We start from the raw sequence: 17,871 nt of genomic DNA, 5'->3' as shown, positions 1-17,871 counted from the left end.
AAAATACCAAAATCGTACCTTTCCCCGAAACCGTTTGTTTGTCAGGTTTTTGTCCGGTGTCTACTTTTGTTTGTGTGTCTATTTATTTTACACGGATGTCTTTTTTCTTGACAAATCCTGTCGGAAACCGGAAATATTGCTTTATCTTTAGAGATCGATTAAAAAAAATCCGTATTTCATGGTTAAGCAGGGGACGGTATTGGTCGTCGACGATAACAAGGGCATACTGAAGGCGCTCGGATTATTGCTCGATAAGTATTTTGACAAAGTAATCCTGATTTCCTCGCCGAATCGGATCGCCGGGACGTTGTGGAACGAACGCGTGGACGTGGTGCTGCTGGATATGAATTTCTCGGCCGGAATCAATACCGGGAACGAAGGGATCTACTGGTTGTCGCAGATCAAAAAGGCGGATGCCAACATCCAAGTCGTCGTGTTTACAGCTTACGCCGATATCGACCTGGCTGTCCGTGCAATCAAGGAAGGCGCTGCCGATTTTGTCGTAAAGCCCTGGGAAAACGACAAGCTGATCGCCACGCTGCTTTCGGCCTACAACCTCGGAAAATCGAAAAAAGAAGTCAAATTTCTGAAAGGAATGCGGCAGGAACTCTCTTCCGCAGCACCGATGTTCTGGGGCGCTTCGCAGTCTATGCGACAGGTTCGCTTGCTGGTGGACAAAGTGGCGGTGACCGATGCCAATGTCCTGATAACCGGGGAGAACGGGACCGGGAAAGAGGTGTTGGCGCGTGAAATACACCGCCTCTCCTCGCGGGCCGCCGAATTGATGGTCACGGTCGATATGGGCGCGCTGACCGAATCGCTGTTCGAAAGCGAGTTGTTCGGTCATGTCAAAGGCGCTTTTACCGACGCCCGCACCGATCGGATCGGCAAATTCGAAATTGCGCGGGGCGGAACGCTGTTTCTGGACGAGATCGGCAACCTATCGTACCATTTGCAGGCGAAACTGTTGTCGGCCATCCAGAGTCGCAGCATCGTCCGGGTCGGAAGCAACCTGTCTGTCCCGACCGACATCCGCCTGATCTGCGCGACGAATCGAAACCTGCCGGAAATGGTGACGCAGAAGCAGTTCCGCGAAGACCTGTTGTACCGGATCAATACGATTCATATCGAGATCCCGTCGCTGCGCGAACGAAAAGAAGATATCCTGCCGCTCGCCGAAATGTTTCTGTCGAGGTATGCGGCGAAATATCACAAACAGGGGCTCGGAATCGACACCGGCGCCCAGAAGAAACTGAGGGACTATCCATGGCCCGGAAATATCCGAGAATTGCAGCATACCGTTGAAAAAGCGGTGATCGTCTGCGAAACGGAAAATATCGCGGAGGACAATCTGCTGATGGCATCGCCGCAGGTTTCGGCCGCTCAGCCTGCCGTTTCGACTCTGGAGCAGATGGAACGGGACATGATCGTCCGGGCCATCCGGATAAACGACGGCAACATGTCCGCCGTCGCGGCTCAGTTGGGGATTACCCGCCAGACGCTATACAACAAGATTAAGAAATACGAACTGTAACGGTATGTTCAAAGGCTCGGTTTATAAACTCTGCGGATTGTTGGTACTGCTGTTGGGATCGGCCGCGCTGATTACCCTGGGCATTCTGTCCGGGAAATTTTTCATGCTGTTGCTGGGCTTCGCGTTGTTGGTTTGGGGAATCGCCGGACTGTTCCGTTTTCATTTTCAGAGTATCCGTAAAATGACCTTCATGTTCAATTCCATCGAAAACGGCGACTATGCCTTTAAGTTTACCGAGTACGAAGGGCCGGTCAGCGACAACTTGCTGAACCTTTCGCTGAACCGGATCAAGAATATTCTGGTGAAGGCCCGCACGCAGGCCGTCGAACAGGAAAAGTACTACGAGCTGATAATGAACAGCATTCATACGGGGGTGATCGTTATTAACGATGCGGGGAACGTTTATCAGATCAATCAGGCCGCTTTACAGTTGTTCGGATTGCCGCGACTGAACCACGTTAACCGGCTGGCGGTGATCGACGGTTCGCTACGCGATTTGTTTTTCAACCTGAAAGCCGGGGAGAAAAAACAAACTTCTTTTTCCAACGAACGCGGCGTCGTCCATCTTGCGATCAACGTCTCGGCGATGAAGGTGCGTGATATGTCGCTTCGGATCGTGGCGGTCAACGACATCAACAACGAACTGGACGAAAAAGAGACCGAATCGTGGATACGGCTGATCCGGGTGCTGACCCACGAAATCATGAATTCCATTACGCCGATCACCTCCTTGAGCGATACGTTGCTGAAAATGGAAGGTTCGATGAACGAGAAGGTGCGGGAAGGGATCGAAGCGATCGGTTCAACCGGCAAAGGATTGATCGGGTTCGTGGAGTCTTATCGGCGTGTGACTCGGATTCCGGCGCCGCGGCTCCGGTCGTTTTACGTCCTGCCTTTTTTGGAACGCATCGTTACGCTGATCCGCCATGATACGGCCGACCGGGCACTCGATATACGTATCGGGGTAGAGCCTGAAGAGCTGCTGTTGTATGCCGACGAGGATATGATCGGGCAGGTCGTGCTGAACCTGCTGAAAAATGCGGTTCACGCTTTGCAAGGCCGGACGGACGGGACGATCCGGATTGCGGCGACGGGCAGCGAATCCGGCGAAATCACGCTTTCGGTGACGGACAACGGATGCGGTATCCCGCCCGAAGTCGCGGCCAACATTTTCATGCCGTTCTTTACGACGAAAGAAAACGGGTCGGGGATCGGTTTGAGCGTGTCGCGACAGATCATGCGCCTGCACAACGGGAGCATCTCGTTGAAATGCTCCCGTCCCGGCGAAACGACCTTTAAATTGTTATTCAGTTAGTTTCAGTTGTTTTCAGGCGTCTCGTTTCCCTGAATATAACCGGAAAATTGCATGGTCGAACGGCTGATCTGATTGACGATCAGCTTGGCATTGATACCTTGGCCTACGACGATCGTAAAGGTGAGCCGATCCGACCCGTGAGGCGATTTCACGTCCATCGTAATGATGCGGTCGCCCCGCTTGTTGCTTTGCAGGTCGTAGGTGAAATCTTTGGAAGTGAAACTCAACGGATTTTTGTTGTTCCCGAAATCGGAGGAGGTGAAAGCCTGTCCGACGTAAGGCAACCGGACGACTACCGAATCTTTGGTTACCTGCAACGTGTTCATATGCGTCAGGAAAGACGCTTGGTTCGCAGCGTTGGAAGACAGAATCTTGTTGGCGTGAAATGTGAAGGCTTTCGTGCTGATCAGTTGGTTGATGGCCTGCATGATTTTGACGTCTTCCGCCGACTGCTTTTTCTGTGCGGAAAGACCTGCGGCCCAAAACGAGAGGGCGAGTAACAGGAATAGTTTTTTCATAGCCGGTTGATTTTAAGTCGTTAAAATTAAAACAGTTTTGGATTTTGTTTTATTTCTCGTTGTAAAGTAAAACATTTTGCCGGTAAGTTGAATAAGCGGAACCCATCAAACCGTAATCGGGGTAGGTCTTCCCGTAATTCGGGTAACGTCGCTATGAAAAGAGAGTCGAAAGATCTGTCGCAGTCAGTAAAAAACGGGGGCATTTTCCGAATGCCCCCGTCGTTGTGTGGATGCGGAACCGACGGGCTATTCCCCGACCATGGTTCCCGGCTCTTGAATGTATCCCGAAAAATTCATCGGAGAACGCGACGAACTCGTTATCGTCAGTTTGGCCATGATGCCTTTGCTGATCGTCAACATGAACGTGAACCGGTCGCTTCCGGGCGATTTCACCTCCATCGTAATGATTTTATCCTTCTTTTTGGTCACCTCTACTTTGTAGGTAAAATCCGTAGTCGTGAATTGCAGCGGATTGCCGCCCGTATTGCCGCTCGATCCTTCTTTGCCGATATAGGGTAGAGAAACGGTCAGCGAATCCTTGTTTACGGTCATGGAGTTCAATTGAGTCAGCATGGATTGGTTGCCTCCCGAGGTCAGGATTCGGTTCGCTACGAAAGTGATTGTTTTTCTACTGATAAGTTGGTTTACAGCCTGTTCTACCATCAGATCGTCGGCCGATTGTGCGAACGCCCCCGGCGCGCACAGCAACAACATGAGAGATAATGCAAAAAAACGTTTCATAAGATCGGATTTTAAATTTCTGTATTATACTGCAAGTTATAATAAATTTTGACGATTTAAAAGTAAAATCCCGGAAAAATAAAAAACTCCGGCAAGTTCGTGCCGGAGTTTTCGTAGTCGGGAAGAATAATTATGCCTGCGTCGTCTTTTTTAGGAAAAGATCTTTGACAAGAATTTTTCCGATCCCCGCACAGGCTCCCAGAAATACGAATGCGATCAGAATGATTACCTTGCTGGTGTTCGATTTTTTCACCGGAACGGTCGCCGGTTCGATGATCGTTACGCAGGGGGTTTGCTCTTGCACCTTGATTTTGGCCGTTTCGAGTTGCTGGGCCAGTTGGTTGTAAACGCCGAAAGCCAGTTGTTGTTCGTTCTGTAAACGATCGAGTTCCACCTGTGCCGTCTGTTTGGCGATGTGTTTGTTGGCGTCGGCCGCAATCGCGTATTTGCGCTGCGCGTCGTAATATTTCTGTTTCGCCTCGTCGAAAAGGTTTCGGGTGAAGGCGAGGTCGCGCACGGCTTTTTCGGTGCGGTACGTCAGGATGTATTCCTGTAGTTTGTTGACCATCGAGTCGGCGACGGCGGCTGTCACCAACGGATCCTGCATGGTCGCCGAAGCGGTTATGACCCCCGTTTTTTTGTCGACCGAAATATTGATCCGCTCATTCTGTTTTTTCAGCACTTCGCTTTGCTGTTGGGTGAGCGCGTAGGGATTTATGCCGTTTGCTTCTTCTTCTTTTTCCGCAAAAGAAATCCATCCGATGATTTTTCCCGGTACGGCCAACAGGTACTTCCACCAGGGCGAAGATAATTGGGTGTCGACGTAATCGTAGAGCGACATCGTTGCCGGCATTTTCTTTCCCTGTACGGGAATCTGACTCAGATCCACCATAAAAGGGGTGCTGTTGACGACGTCGGGATACAGCATCAGGTTGATCCCGTCCACATTGTTGCCGCTTCCGGAACTCAGGTCGAAACCGGCCAGAGCTGCCAAATCCGCCATCCCCCCGCCTTTGGTCGCGTTGATTCCTTCGGGGGCCATTTTTACGGTCGTCGTGTACTCTTTCGGGATGCTGAATGCGATAATCAGTCCTGCGATCGCGCCGATGCCGGCGGCCTTCAGGACGAATATCCGCCGAGCCCAGATTTTTTTCATCAAATCGAGCAGGTCGATCTCTTCCGCGGTCGTACCGGATGATTGTGTTTCTTCCATAAATTAGATTGAATCGATTCCGAATGCAAATATAAGAATTATATCGGTATCCGAAATCCGCCGATTCGTTTCGAAGGTATTTTATTACCTTTGCTCCCAAAAAGGAATGACATGGTAAGTATTGGAACGACGTTGTCGCCGATCGGTAAAAAAGCGTTGCTTTGCGGGTCGGGAGAACTGGGCAAAGAGGTTGCCGTCGAACTGCAACGTTACGGGGTGGAAGTCGTGGCGCTTGATCGCTATCCGGACGCGCCGGCCATGCAGGTCGCGCACCGGTCGTACGTGGTTTCGATGCTGGACGGGGCCCGGTTGCGGGAGATCGTCGAGCGAGAGAAGCCGGATTATATCATTCCGGAGATCGAAGCCGTTGCGACCGACGTGCTGCTCGAATTGGAAAAGGAAGGCTACCGCGTGGTGCCCACCGCGCGGGCCGCGATGCTGACGATGGACCGGGAGGGGATTCGCCGGCTTGCCGCCGAGACCCTGCGGTTGCCGACTTCGCCGTATCGTTTCGCGGCGACCCGCGAAGAGTTCGCGCAGGCTGTCGGCGAGATCGGCTTTCCGTGCGTGGTCAAGCCGATCATGAGTTCGTCCGGACACGGGCAGAGCGTCGTCCGCAGCGAAGAGGATATCGATTGCGGTTGGCGCAATGCGCAGCGGGGCGGCCGGGCGGGAGCCGGGAAAGTGATCGTCGAGGGATTCGTAAAGTTCGATTACGAGATTACGCTGCTGACGGTGCGCCATTGCGGGGGAACTTCTTTTCTCGAGCCGATCGGGCACTATCAACAGGACGGCGACTACCGAGAGTCGTGGCAGCCGCAGCCGATGACGGCCGCCGTAAGGAAGCAGGCCGAAGAGATCGCCCGCCGGATTACCGACGCATTGGGCGGACGGGGCCTTTTCGGCGTGGAACTTTTCGTGCAGGGCGACCGGGTGATCTTCAGCGAAGTATCGCCCCGGCCGCACGATACGGGAATGGTAACGATGATTTCGCAGGATCTCTCCGAGTTTGCGCTGCATGTACGGGCGATCCTGGGGCTTCCCGTGCCGAATATCGCGTTTCACGGTCCGTCGGCTTCCCGTGCCGTCGTAGTCGAGGGAGATAGCAACCGGATGGAGTTTGCGAACCTCGAAAACGTGCTGTCGGAACCTGACACCCAGATGCGTATTTTCGGCAAATCCGAAATCGACGGGCGCCGGCGCATGGCGGTGTTGCTGGCGCGGGGCAAAACCGTCGAGGAAGCGCGCGAAAAAACGGCCCGTGCCTATGCCAAACTGCAAATCAACGTATTCGACAGGGAATAATTCAAAGAGAAGACGATAAAAAAGCGGCGTATCCGAAAGGATGCGCCGCTTTTCGTCGGTCGGAACCGATCAGTTGAATATAACGGTTTTATTTTTGTAGACCAGCACTTTGCGTTCGATGTGCTTTTGGACGGCCCTCGACAGGACGATCTTTTCGAGATCTTTCCCTTTGTTGACCAGATCGGCGATCGTATCCTTGTGCGTGATGCGAACGATCTCCTGTTCGATGATCGGGCCGGCGTCCAGTTCGGTAGTGACATAGTGGCTGGTCGCCCCGATGATCTTTACGCCGCGTTCGAAAGCCGCATGATACGGTTTCGCCCCGATAAACGCAGGCAGAAACGAATGGTGGATATTGATGATCCGGTTCGGGAAGGCTTCGATCATCCGTTCCGAAATGATCTGCATGTAACGCGCCAGCACGATGAAGTTGACCTGATGTTTGGCCAGCAGCTCCATTTCGGCGCGTTCCTGCTCCTCCTTGTTCTCCTTGTTGATCGGGAAAACGTAGAACGGGATATCGAAACGTCGGCCGATGTGTTCCAGTTCGGGGTGATTGCTGATAATCAGCGGGATCTCTACGTTCCACTCTCCGGCCGTGTAGCGGGCGAGCATATCGTACAGGCAGTGCGACATTTTCGAAACGAAGATCGCCATCTTCGGCTTCGTGCCCGAAAAATAGAGCCGGAAGGTCATCTGGTATTTTTGCGCATAGAGCGTATTAAAATAGTCCTCGATCTTCTCTTTCGGAATCAGAAAACCGTCCAGATCCCAGCTTATACGCATGAAAAACACGTTTTCGGCATGGTCTACGTATTGGTCGAGGTAAATGATATTGCCTTTGTTTACCGTGATAAAGTCCGTAACTTCTGCCAAAATACCCTGTTTGTCAGGGCAATACAGTAGTAGTTGGGCTGCTTCCTCTTTCATGGTCGTCTTCTCTTCGTTGATTTAGCGTCCAAAATTAGCGATTTTTTCATGAAATCCGGCATTGTCGGGCCGAATTGCTGCGGGTCGTACGCTTTCCCGCAAAAATTTTGTAGTTTTGGTTCCGGATTGGCTAAATTATTGTTAGTTAAGGAGCACCTGTTTCCGCCGTATAAGATGTTTAAAAAGATTATAAAATATACGTTCCGTGTCGTTTTATGCGGACTGGTTCTGCTGATCGTCCTGCCTTTTCTGCTTTATATTCCCGGCATCCAGAATTTTATCCGTCGGCAGGCCGAGTCTTACGTGGCCCGGAATACCGAAATGCGCCTGTCCGTACGCCAGATACGCCTGTCGTTTCCGCTGCGGCTGGTCGTCGACGACGTGATGGTGTCTACCCCGGTGTTGGATACGATGGCCTACTGTACCCGGCTCGAGGCGGACGTCGCCCTGTGGCCGTTGCTGCGCGGCGAAGTCGTCGTACATCGTTTCGGGTTCGACGGGACGACGGTGAATTATGCCGATTCGCTGGCGCAGTTCGGTCTGTACGCCCGTGTCGGGCATTTCAGTCTGGCTGCCGACCGGATCGATCTGAAAGGCTCCGTAGCGGATATCTCCGGAATCGAATTGGAAAAAGGAACCGTCCGGCTGTCGATCGGAGAGGGCCCGTCGGATACCTCGGCGACGGCTGAAGGAAAGCCGGTTGCCTGGAAAATACGGGTAAGTAAACTCGCGCTGGACGACATCGCTTTTTCGATGGAAACGAAGCCCCGCATTACCGAACTCGACGTATTGCTGAAACAGGGAAATCTGGCCGACTGCCTGGTGGATTTGTCGCGGCAGCAGGTGGCTGTAACGGAAATCGTATTGGACGGGGGGAGTTATTCCTTTCTGACCGATACGACGAAAATCGCGGCGGTGCAGGACACCGTCCGCACGGCCGCGACAGATTCGGTTACGGAACCGTGGACGATCGCGGTGAACCGGTTGCGGTTATCCGACAATGCCGTGACGTACGGCGCCTTGCAGGGTGCGCCGAAAGAAGGCCTGGATTTCGACCACCTTGTCTTGACGCAGTTGAATCTGTCGGCCGACTCGATTTATAACCGGGGCGCTGCGGTACGGATCGGGATCGGCCGTTTTTCGGCCGTCGAACGGAGCGGATTGCAGGTAGCCGATTTGAGCGGCGCTTTTTCGATGGACAGCACGCAGGTCGCTCTGTCGGATTTCAGCTTGACGACCGGACAGTCGTCGTTGCATGTCGATCTGCGGGCCGACGCTTCGGCGCTGGCGCTCGCTCCGGACGCGCGCGTAAACCTGCGGTTGGAGGCAAAGGTGGCGTTGCGCGAGTTACAGGCGGTCTTGCCCGTTGCGGATAAGAATATACGACAGATGTTGTCGACGCGTTCGCTCGAACTGTCCGGCGATTTCGCGGGAACCCTCGGACGCTTGCGCGCAGACAGCCGGATCGCGGTTCCCGGGAACGTGCTGCTTACCCTGAATGCCGACGTCGCTTCGGCGACCGATCCGTCCCGCATCGAAGGGCTGTGCCGTTTCAAGGGAAGTTTCAGCCGACTGGAGTTTCTGACGGATCTGCTGCCCGACACCGCGCTGCGCCGCCGGCTCCGGATTCCGGAACAGATGGCGCTGGAAGGTTCGCTGCGGATGCGGCAGGGAACGTTTTATCCGGTAGCGGCGTTTGCGATAGGTTCGGGAACGGCGACCGTAAAGGGGGAATTCAACGGTAAAAAGCAGCTTTATAATGCCGAACTGATCTGCGACAGTTTCCCGGTCGGCCGTTTTCTGCCGAACGATTCGCTGGGCGTACTGACGATGCGGGTGGCGGCCGACGGTTCGGGTTTCGATCCGTTGCATACATCGACCGTAGCCGAAGCCGCCGTGCGGATCGACCGTTTTATTTACCGAAGTTACGATTACGGCGGCATCGCGCTGGATGCTTCGCTGCGGGATCACCGTTTGATAGGCCGTCTGACCGGCGAGAGCGAGGCGCTGAAATTCGGACTGGATATCGAAGGCCTGCTGACGCAGACGCAGCAGGCCGTAACGGTGCGGGGTACGGTCGATACCTGCAACCTGTACCGAATGAACCTTTCGCCGGAAAAGACGGCGATATCCGTGGCCCTCGATCTGGCCGCTTCGTCCGATTCGGCCCGGACGCGCAGGGTCGAAGCGACCGCCGACCAAATCGTGCTGTGGGACAAATGGCGCGAAAACCGTATTCGCAAAACGTCGGTTTCGGCGGAAATAGCTGCCGAAAAGGTAGCGGCGGCGGTGCAGTCGGGCGATTTCCGGCTCGATTTCGCAGCTCCGGTTCCGGTCGATTCGCTGGCGGAGCAGGCGGGACGTGCGGTTGCGTTGATTTCGGAGCAGCTTCGGCTGGGGAGTCTCGATATGGAGCTGGTCGCACGGCAGCTGCCGCCGTTCCGGCTGACCGGTAGCGCCGGCGCGAACAATGTCGTGAACGGCTTTTTGAAGATGCGGGGCATGAGTTTTTCCGGGATGTCGCTGAACGTCGCGTCCGGCGACAGCACGCCGTTTACGACCCGGCTGCGCGTCGACCGGTTCGCGTCGGGCGATCTGCTGCTGGATACGCTGACGTTCGGCGTGATGCAGCGGGGCAGGCAGTTGAACTACCTGCTGCGGATGGCGAACAATCCCGGACGGATGGACGACGCGGCGATGATCGCCGTTTACGGCAATATTCTGGATAACGTGGCGCTGGTAAAATTCCTGCAGAAAAACAGGGAGGGGAAAAGCGGGTTCGATTTCGGGCTGAAGGCGTCGCTCGAAGACAGTACGATCGCCGTGCGGATGCTCGAAAATCCGATGCTCGGTTTCAACCGTTGGCAGGTCAATCCGGACAATTACATCGCTTACCGGCTGAACCGGGAACTGTTCGCCGATTTTTCGCTGACGCGCGACGGACAGCAGTTCGCCGTTCGGTCGGATGCCGGCGCGGAGCCGGGGGCCGTAACGTTGCATGTCGCGGGGATCGACATCGCATCGACGCTGAAACTGTTCCTCGGAGCCCCTCCCTTCAGCGGGACGTTCGGAGCGGATCTGTCGCTGCGCGTCGGCAGCGGTGCGTTCGGAGCGAACGGCTCCGTTTCGCTGGCCGAATTGGGGTATGAAAACCAACGGATCGGAAACGCCGAGCTGGCCTTCCGTTACGGACAGGGAGAACAGCGACAGCAGCAACTCTCCGCGAAACTCTCGTTGGACGGCGCCGAAGCGCTGAGCGTGGACGGCGTGTACCGCGGCGGGGATACGGAGAATCCGCTCGGACTGACCGTGTCGATTCCCGGCCTGCCGCTCGCTCCGGCCAATGCGTTCCTGCCGCCAGACGCCGTGCGTCTTTCCGGTGCGCTGCAAGGCAAACTGACCCTGGCCGGAACTTCCGCAAAACCCAAGATCGACGGGGCGCTTCACTTCGCCGGAACACAGGTGCAGGTGCCTATGATCGGTACGACTTTCGGGTTGGGAACGGAAAAAATTGTGATCGACAGCAGCCGGGTGCGTTTTACGGGTTACCGGATCATCGCCCCGAATAAAAAACCGCTGACGATCGACGGCGAAGTGGACATTGCGGATTTCGCCGACATTACGACGGATTTGCGGATCGCCGCGACCGATTTCCAGTTTATCAACGTCGCGAAGAACAGAGGGTCGATGGTATACGGGCAGGGTTATATGGATATGGAGGCCACGGTGAAAGGGGAAATCGACGACCTGATGATCCGGGGCAGCGTCGACCTGCTGCGCGGAACGGAGGTCAATTACGTCATGCAGGATGCGCCGCCCGAACTGAAAAACCGCGCCCAGAACATGGTTACGTTCGTTTCGTTCAGCGATACCGTGTCTCAACGGCAGGACAGGCCGGTGCCCGTGCTCGATATCGCCGGAATGGACGTCCTGATGAATGTCAATGTCGACAATTCGGTGCGGATGGCCGTCAACCTTTCGGCGGACGGGGAGAATCGTGTCGACCTGCAGGGAGGCGGAAACCTGACCTATTCGATGAACCGTCTCGGCGACAGCCGTTTTTCGGGGAAATACGTAGTGACCGGCGGAACCGTCCGTTACAATCCGCCCGTGATCTCCCAGAAAATTTTCAAGATTACGCAGGGCAGTTACGTCGAGTGGATCGGCCAGATCGCCGACCCGACATTGAACATCACGGCCGTCGAAACGGTACGCACCAGCGTTACGGCCGACGACGGACAGGGTTCCAGTCGTCCGGTCAATTTCAACATCAGCATCAATATCCGCAATACGCTCGAAAACCTTTCCGTGACGTTCGACCTGTCGGCTCCGGAAGACCTGACGATCCAGAACCAGCTTTCGTCGCTGACCGCCGAACAACGGGCTACGCAGGCGATGAGTCTGTTGGTGTACAATACGTATTCCGGCCCCGGCACGACGGCTAAGGTCAATTCGGCGAATCCGCTGAATTCGTTCATCGAAAAGGAACTGAACCAGTGGGCCTCGAACAGCCTGAAGGGAGTCGACCTGAGTTTCGGAATCGATACCTACGACGACGCGGCCTCCGGCGGCGTCAATTCCCGGACGGATTACTCGTACCAGCTTTCGAAAAGTCTGTTCAACAACCGCGTGAAGGCGGTGATCGGCGGCAAGTTCAGCACCGACGCCGATCCGACCGAGAACCTGAAAGAGAACCTGATCGACGACGTGGCGCTGGAGTACCAGTTGACCAAACGCGACAACATGTTCCTGAAAATATTCAGGCATACCGGGTACGAAAGTATTCTGGAAGGCGAGATCACCGAAACCGGCGTGGGTTTTGTCATCCGAAAGAAGATGCTCAAACTCGGCGACCTGTTCCGCATCATGCGCAATAAAGTTCAGCCGCAAACCCCTCCAAAACAGTCGCCCCATGAATAGAATCGTTCGTTACGGAATCATCGGGATCGCCGTCGCGCTTTCGGCCGCCGGTTGTTCGACGACCAGTCGGCTGGGGCAGGACGAGGTGTTGTACACCGGCGTCAAGAAGATAGCGATCCGTCCCGATTCGGGCGTAGAGCTCTCTTCGACCGTAGAATCGGCCATTAAAGCTCCGCTTTCGGTAAAACCGAACAATCCGTTATACTCCCCGTATATACGCACTCCGCTCCCGGTCGGTTTATGGGCTTACAACCATCTTTACACGCCCAAAGAGAAGGGGTTTAAATATTGGCTGTACCGGAAGCTCTCGAAACAGCCTGTGCTGGTTTCGAAAGTGCAGCCCGAAATCCGGACGAAATATGTCGACGACGTGCTGGGCAATTACGGCTATTTCGATGCGGACGCGGGTTACGAACTGCTGCCGCGCCGTAATCCGAAAAAGGCGAAAATCAGCTATTCGATCCGGGTCGGACAGCCTTCGGTCTACATGGAAATTCGCTATCCGCAGGTACAGGAAGGGATGGCTCGTTTGGTCGACAGCCTCGAAAGCACCTCGCTGCTACGCGTGGGCGCGCAGTACAATACCGATACGCTGTCGGCCGAACGAACCCGGATTACGAACGTGTTGCGAAATCGTGGTTATTATTATTTCCGACCGGAATACATCGATTATCAAGCCGATACGACGCAACAGAAAAACCGCGTCGATCTGCGGATGAGGCTGACTCCCGGGATTCCGGCCCCGGCGCTGGTTCCGTACCGGGTGGGACGCATCACCGTATCGCTGCAAAATATCCGCGGCGGAGCGCCCGACACGCTGCACTTGCCCGGCCAGACGGTCGTTTACCAGAAACCGCTGAAGATCCGGCCGAAGTTGCTGGCGAAATCCATTACGATGAAAACGGGCGACCTGTTTACGGTGAACGCTCAGAATACGACGTTGTCCAACCTGAATAAACTCGGCATTTTCCGTTCGGTGAACCTCGGCGTCACGCCGCTGGACTCGCTGGACGGCAAAGATACGCTGAACGTCTATTTGTCTGCCGGATTCGATTATCCGCTCGAAGCGGAACTGGAGATGAACGTCACTTCGAAGTCGAACAGCTTCCTGGGCCCGGGACTGGCCTTCAAAGTCAGCAACAACAACCTGTTCCGGGGCGGCGAGATACTCTCGTTGCGGCTGAACGGCAACTACGAATGGGAAACCGGCAATAAAAACTCGGGCGGCGCCAAAACGTCGTTGCTCAATTCGTACGAATTCGGCCTGAACGCTACGCTGAATGTGCAACGGTTGCTGCTGCCGCGGTTTATCACCAAAGGCAGCCGCTATCCGTCCAGCACATCTTTCCAGTTGGGCGTCGATTTGATGAACCGGCCGAAGTTCTTCCAGTTGATCTCTTTCAGCGGGTCGATAGGTTATAATTTCCAGACTTCGCCGTACAGCTACCACTCCCTTTCGCTGCTGAAGCTCTCGTACAACAACCTGCTCCATACGACCGAATCGTTCGACCAGACGATGGACGAGAACCCGGCCATCGCATTGAGTTTCAGAGATCAGTTTATTCCGGCGATGAGCTATTCCTACACGTACGACCGGACGTACCGGCGCAACCGTTTTTTCTGGCAGAACACCGTCACCTCGGCGGGCAACCTGCTGTACGCGATTTGGGAAGCCTGCGGTCAGCACGGAACCAAACGGCTGTTCAATAACCAGTTCTCGCAGTTTATCAAAGATGTGAACGAGGTGAAGTTTTACCAGAAGCTCGGCGATAAGAACAACTGGCTCGCTTACCGTTTTCTGGTCGGAGCCGGGTATGCCTACGGCAATTCGAGCGTCATGCCGTACAGCGAACAATTTTATATCGGCGGGGCCAACAGCATCCGGGCGTTTACGATCCGTTCGATCGGCCCCGGCAGTTATCATCCGGCCCAGAACGACCGCAACAGTTATCTCGACCAGACCGGCGATTTCAAGCTGGAAGCCAATGTGGAATTCCGTTTCGGGATTATGGGGCGGCTGGGCGGAGCCGTATTTCTGGATGCCGGGAATATCTGGCTGCTCAAAAACGATCCGAACCGTCCGGGCGGCGTGCTCAAATGGCGCGGTTTCTTCAACGAGATCGCGCTCGGAACCGGGTTCGGGCTCCGTTACGACATCAGCTACCTGGTATTGCGCGCCGATCTCGGCATTGCGCTGCACACCCCTTATCCGAATCCCGACAAGCCGGGGTATTACAACATTTCGAAATTCAAGGACGGACTCGGATTCCACGTGGCGATCGGGTATCCGTTCTGATCCGGAAGGCTGTTTTTCGCCGGATCGTTAGGATAGCTCTCTGCAAAAGGCTACTTTTGCAGGATAAATCTGATTTTCATGGATACCAAACTGGTTATATTCGACCTTGACGGGACGCTGCTCGATACGATCGACGATCTGGCTGCCGCTACGAACCATGCGCTGCAACAGAACGGCTATCCGGCGCATGAACGTTCGGCATACCGTTATTTCGTCGGCAACGGCATTACCCGGCTGGTCGAACGCGCCCTGCCCGAAGCGGCGCGAGACGAAGAGACCGTCATGCGGGTGCGGCGGGATTTCGTGGACTATTACTCGGAACACAATACCGATCGTACCCGGCCCTATCCGGGGATCGAATCGCTGGTGGGGAAAATCGCGGAACGGGGCGTCCGTATGGCCGTCGCGTCGAACAAATATCAGGCGGCCACCGCCAAACTGATCGACCGTTATTTCCCGGCGGGTACGTTTTGCGTCGTGCTTGGCCAACGGGAAGGAATCGAGCCGAAACCCGATCCGACCATCGTGTTCGACATTCTTTGCGAAACGGGCTGCAAAAAAACGGAAACCCTTTATGTGGGCGATTCCAAAGTCGATATGTTGACCGCGGCCAACAGCGGATTGCGTTCGGTCGGCGTTACGTGGGGATTCCGTCCGCGCGCGGAACTTGAGGAACACGGCGCGAAATACATCATCGACGAGCCGGATCGGTTGCTCGAAATCCTTTAGAACAGTGTTTCCGCTGCGTCGAAAACAGTGCCTATTACGCCCGTGGCATTTGCAGCGTTGGATGCACTGACGGAGCACGTGTTCGCCCGTACGGAGATCGCGCACCTGTACGAACGGGTGAAACGATCGGCCGCGCGAACAAAAGTTCCGTCGCACGGCTGATCGTTCGCTTCCCGGATCGTTTATTTTTCGAGTGTTTCCAGCAGGCGTTCGATCGCTTGCTCCGGCGTATTCGTCTCGCCGAGCAGCGAAACGAATTTACTGCCGACAATGGCGCCGGACGCATGGTCGTAAGCGGCTTGCAGCGTCGCACGGTTCGAAATTCCGAATCCGATCATCCGCGGGTTACGCAGCCGCATTGCGTCGATCCGGCGGAAATAATCCTGTTTCCGGGCGTCGAAGTCCTGTTGCGCTCCGGTCGTGGCGCTCGATGAAACCATGTAGATGAAGCCGTCCGTATTGCTGTCGATCAGCCGGATACGTTCGTCGCTGGTCTCCGGTGTGATCAACATGATCACTTTGAGGCCGTAGCGTTCGGCGATGCTGCGGTAATGCTGCTGATACTCCTGGAACGGCAGGTCGGGGATGATGCATCCGTCGATGCCGTATTCGACGCATTTCCGGCAAAAGTTTTCGAACCCGAACCGAAGCACCGGGTTCAGATAACCCATCAGGATCAACGGGATTTCGACGGTTTTCCGGATGTCCGAAAGCTGCCCGAACAATCGTTTCAGGCTCATGCCGTTCCGAAGAGCCTGCGTGGCTGCGTGCTGGATCACTTCTCCGTCGGCCATCGGATCGCTGAACGGGATGCCGATTTCGATCAGGTCGATTCCCCTGTTTTCGAGGGCGCGGATAATCCCGGCGGTGCTGTCGGCGGTAGGGTAGCCGGCGCAAAAATAGACGGATAACAGTTTTTTATCCGCATGGCTGAAAAGTCGATTGATTCTGTTCATGTTTTCTTATTTTTTACATTTCATATCCTGAATAAATCGCGTTATTTTTTCGACGTCTTTGATACCCGGAGCCTGTTCGAATCGGCTGTTTAGGTCGTATCCGACCAGCCGGTCGTGACGGAACGCCTTCAAAGCCCGGACGTGTTCCGGGCCGATGCCGCCGCTGAGCAGGAACGGCGTTTGGCCGCGGTAAGCGTCGAGTACCGTCCAGTCGAAAGTTTTTCCGGAACCGCCGTAGGCCGGGGTTTTCGTATCGAAAAGGAAGTAGGAACAGGCGGCTTCGTAAGCGGCGGTCGCTTCGAGGTCGCCCGCCGTCCCGATCCGGAACGCTTTGATAACACGGAGTCCCCGATCTTGCAGTCGGAGGCAGTCGTCGGGCGATTCCGAACCGTGCAGTTGCAGGTAATCCAGTCCGAACTCCTTTGCGCGTACCTGAATATTTTCCACGGGCTCGTCAACGAAAACTCCGACCCGCCGGGCGTATTCCGGCATGAATGCGGGCAGGCTTTCCACCCGACGCGGCGACGGGGGATAAAAAACGAATCCCATCCAGTCGGCCCCGCTTAGGTCGATCCGCCGGATATTTTCCGGATCGCGCATTCCGCACACCTTAAAGATCATGGTTTTATAGATTTAAAGTTTTAATAAATGTGTCGAGTCCGTATCCGGGGTCGGCAGTTTTCATGAAATTCTCGCCGATCAGGAAGCCCCGGAAACCCGCTTCGCGCAGTTTCTTCACGGTTTCCGGATCCGAAATTCCGCTTTCGGACACCAACAGCCGGTCTTGCGGTAGCTGTCCTGCCAGCCGGAACGAGTTCCCGACGCGAGTGTCGAACGTACCTAAATTGCGGTTGTTGACGCCGATCATATCGACTTCGTCCGAGATGTAATCCAGCTCCTTTTCGCTGTGTATCTCAAGTAATACTTCCAGTCCTAGCCGATGCGCTGTCGCCGCCAGTTCCCGGCAACGGGCGAGCGGTAGCGCCGCTGCGATCAGCAATACCGCGTCGGCCCCGATCGCCCGGCTCTCGTAAAGCTGAAATTCGTCGATCGTAAAATCCTTACGCAGAATCGGAATGTCGATCTGCGGACGGGCTGCGATCAGGTCTTCGGCCGAACCTCCGAAATAGGGCGTATCGGTTAGGATCGACAGGGCGGCGGCTCCGTTGGCCTGGTAATCGGACGCGACCGTGCGGACATCGGCCTCCCGGTTAATCCATCCTTTCGATGGGGACCGCCGTTTGAATTCGGCGATGATGCCCGAGGTCGATGCCGCGAGCGCTTCGCGCATCGACCTGTGCGAACGGTTCTCGTCTATTTTACGTTCCAATGCGCTCCGGTCGGCCGTCCGTTTGAGTTGTTCCACGGCAATCCGTTTGGCTGCAATAATCTCCTGTAAGATGTCTTTCATCGT

The 17,871-nt window shown here is 55.1% G+C and carries 14 protein-coding genes; 7 read left to right on the top strand and 7 right to left on the bottom strand.

Going from position 1 to position 17,871, the window contains the following annotated elements:
• The first annotated feature begins 178 nt into the window (after window positions 1-178).
• On the top strand, window positions 179-1,534 hold the full coding sequence (locus GFH31_RS01700) for a sigma-54-dependent transcriptional regulator (protein ID WP_153498391.1): 1,356 nt from the start codon (window positions 179-181) through the stop codon (window positions 1,532-1,534).
• A gap of 4 nt (window positions 1,535-1,538) precedes the next feature.
• Window positions 1,539-2,849 (top strand): sensor histidine kinase, encoded by a 1,311-nt coding sequence (locus GFH31_RS01695; protein ID WP_118457242.1) that lies wholly within the window; start codon window positions 1,539-1,541, stop codon window positions 2,847-2,849.
• 2 nt (window positions 2,850-2,851) lie between these two features.
• Here GFH31_RS01695 and GFH31_RS01690 read toward each other — a convergent pair whose 3' ends face one another.
• From GFH31_RS01690 to GFH31_RS01680, 3 genes are all read right to left on the bottom strand, one after another.
• The gene (locus GFH31_RS01690; RefSeq protein WP_101573273.1) at window positions 2,852-3,367 is read right to left on the bottom strand and encodes a DUF4251 domain-containing protein; all 516 of its coding nucleotides are present in this window, start codon (window positions 3,365-3,367) and stop codon (window positions 2,852-2,854) included.
• Window positions 3,368-3,613: 246 nt separating this feature from the next.
• Complete coding sequence (locus GFH31_RS01685) at window positions 3,614-4,108, bottom strand: DUF4251 domain-containing protein (protein ID WP_101573271.1); 495 nt, start codon at window positions 4,106-4,108, stop codon at window positions 3,614-3,616.
• Between the two features lie 130 nt (window positions 4,109-4,238).
• Complete coding sequence (locus GFH31_RS01680; protein ID WP_118457244.1) at window positions 4,239-5,321, bottom strand: Wzz/FepE/Etk N-terminal domain-containing protein; 1,083 nt, start codon at window positions 5,319-5,321, stop codon at window positions 4,239-4,241.
• Window positions 5,322-5,432: 111 nt separating this feature from the next.
• On the opposite strand from GFH31_RS01680, the gene purT reads away from it, so the two are divergent.
• Window positions 5,433-6,626, top strand: coding sequence for a formate-dependent phosphoribosylglycinamide formyltransferase (gene purT, locus GFH31_RS01675; RefSeq protein WP_101573267.1), 1,194 nt, complete (start codon window positions 5,433-5,435; stop codon window positions 6,624-6,626).
• 69 nt (window positions 6,627-6,695) lie between these two features.
• Here purT and purU read toward each other — a convergent pair whose 3' ends face one another.
• Window positions 6,696-7,556 carry a formyltetrahydrofolate deformylase gene (gene purU / locus GFH31_RS01670; protein ID WP_055205943.1) on the bottom strand — a complete coding sequence of 287 codons (861 nt, stop codon included), beginning with the start codon at window positions 7,554-7,556 and terminating at the stop codon, window positions 6,696-6,698.
• A gap of 174 nt (window positions 7,557-7,730) precedes the next feature.
• Between purU and GFH31_RS01665 the strand changes: the two genes are divergently transcribed.
• The 4 genes from GFH31_RS01665 (at window position 7,731) to GFH31_RS12915 (ending at window position 15,663) form a co-directional block, all read left to right on the top strand.
• Complete coding sequence (locus GFH31_RS01665) at window positions 7,731-12,476, top strand: translocation/assembly module TamB domain-containing protein (protein ID WP_153498392.1); 4,746 nt, start codon at window positions 7,731-7,733, stop codon at window positions 12,474-12,476.
• Window positions 12,469-14,772, top strand: a complete 2,304-nt coding sequence (locus GFH31_RS01660) for a BamA/TamA family outer membrane protein (protein ID WP_101573263.1) — start codon at window positions 12,469-12,471, stop codon at window positions 14,770-14,772. Before GFH31_RS01665 ends, GFH31_RS01660 begins: the two co-directional genes overlap by 8 nt.
• 78 nt (window positions 14,773-14,850) lie before the next feature.
• On the top strand, window positions 14,851-15,501 hold the full coding sequence (locus GFH31_RS01655; RefSeq protein WP_055205939.1) for an HAD family hydrolase: 651 nt from the start codon (window positions 14,851-14,853) through the stop codon (window positions 15,499-15,501).
• A 27-nt stretch (window positions 15,502-15,528) separates the two neighbouring features.
• Window positions 15,529-15,663 (top strand): hypothetical protein, encoded by a 135-nt coding sequence (locus GFH31_RS12915; protein ID WP_259335481.1) that lies wholly within the window; start codon window positions 15,529-15,531, stop codon window positions 15,661-15,663.
• 20 nt (window positions 15,664-15,683) lie between these two features.
• On the opposite strand, the gene trpA is transcribed toward GFH31_RS12915, so the two are convergent.
• Genes trpA through trpC form a run of 3 tightly spaced genes read right to left on the bottom strand, consistent with a single transcriptional unit; the run spans window position 15,684 to window position 17,868 of the window.
• Window positions 15,684-16,457: a tryptophan synthase subunit alpha gene (gene trpA, locus GFH31_RS01650; protein WP_153498393.1), complete on the bottom strand. Its 774-nt coding sequence runs from the start codon at window positions 16,455-16,457 to the stop codon at window positions 15,684-15,686.
• A gap of 6 nt (window positions 16,458-16,463) precedes the next feature.
• Entirely contained in the window at window positions 16,464-17,078 is a 615-nt protein-coding gene (locus GFH31_RS01645; protein ID WP_101573261.1) for a phosphoribosylanthranilate isomerase, read from the bottom strand.
• Between the two features lie 4 nt (window positions 17,079-17,082).
• Complete coding sequence (gene trpC / locus GFH31_RS01640; protein WP_101573259.1) at window positions 17,083-17,868, bottom strand: indole-3-glycerol phosphate synthase TrpC; 786 nt, start codon at window positions 17,866-17,868, stop codon at window positions 17,083-17,085.
• Window positions 17,869-17,871: the final 3 nt, after the last annotated feature.

The organism is Alistipes sp. dk3624, from assembly GCF_009557455.1.
GTDB lineage: Bacteria > Bacteroidota > Bacteroidia > Bacteroidales > Rikenellaceae > Alistipes_A > Alistipes_A hominis.
This window is presented reverse-complemented; position numbering and strand designations above follow the sequence as displayed.

Excerpts from the sequence above, each read along its gene's own strand:
- GFH31_RS01660 (WP_101573263.1), top strand. The coding sequence starts at position 12,469 with ATGAATAGAATCGTTCGTTACGGAATCATCGGGATCGCCGTCGCGCTT.
- purT (WP_101573267.1), top strand. The coding sequence starts at position 5,433 with ATGGTAAGTATTGGAACGACGTTGTCGCCGATCGGTAAAAAAGCGTTG.
- GFH31_RS01685 (WP_101573271.1), bottom strand. The coding sequence starts at position 4,108 with ATGAAACGTTTTTTTGCATTATCTCTCATGTTGTTGCTGTGCGCGCCG.
- trpA (WP_153498393.1), bottom strand. The coding sequence starts at position 16,457 with ATGAACAGAATCAATCGACTTTTCAGCCATGCGGATAAAAAACTGTTA.
- purU (WP_055205943.1), bottom strand. The coding sequence starts at position 7,556 with ATGAAAGAGGAAGCAGCCCAACTACTACTGTATTGCCCTGACAAACAG.
- trpC (WP_101573259.1), bottom strand. The coding sequence starts at position 17,868 with ATGAAAGACATCTTACAGGAGATTATTGCAGCCAAACGGATTGCCGTG.
- GFH31_RS01680 (WP_118457244.1), bottom strand. The coding sequence starts at position 5,321 with ATGGAAGAAACACAATCATCCGGTACGACCGCGGAAGAGATCGACCTG.
- GFH31_RS01695 (WP_118457242.1), top strand. The coding sequence starts at position 1,539 with ATGTTCAAAGGCTCGGTTTATAAACTCTGCGGATTGTTGGTACTGCTG.
- GFH31_RS01655 (WP_055205939.1), top strand. The coding sequence starts at position 14,851 with ATGGATACCAAACTGGTTATATTCGACCTTGACGGGACGCTGCTCGAT.
- GFH31_RS01665 (WP_153498392.1), top strand. The coding sequence starts at position 7,731 with ATGTTTAAAAAGATTATAAAATATACGTTCCGTGTCGTTTTATGCGGA.
- GFH31_RS01690 (WP_101573273.1), bottom strand. The coding sequence starts at position 3,367 with ATGAAAAAACTATTCCTGTTACTCGCCCTCTCGTTTTGGGCCGCAGGT.
- GFH31_RS01700 (WP_153498391.1), top strand. The coding sequence starts at position 179 with ATGGTTAAGCAGGGGACGGTATTGGTCGTCGACGATAACAAGGGCATA.
- GFH31_RS01645 (WP_101573261.1), bottom strand. The coding sequence starts at position 17,078 with ATGATCTTTAAGGTGTGCGGAATGCGCGATCCGGAAAATATCCGGCGG.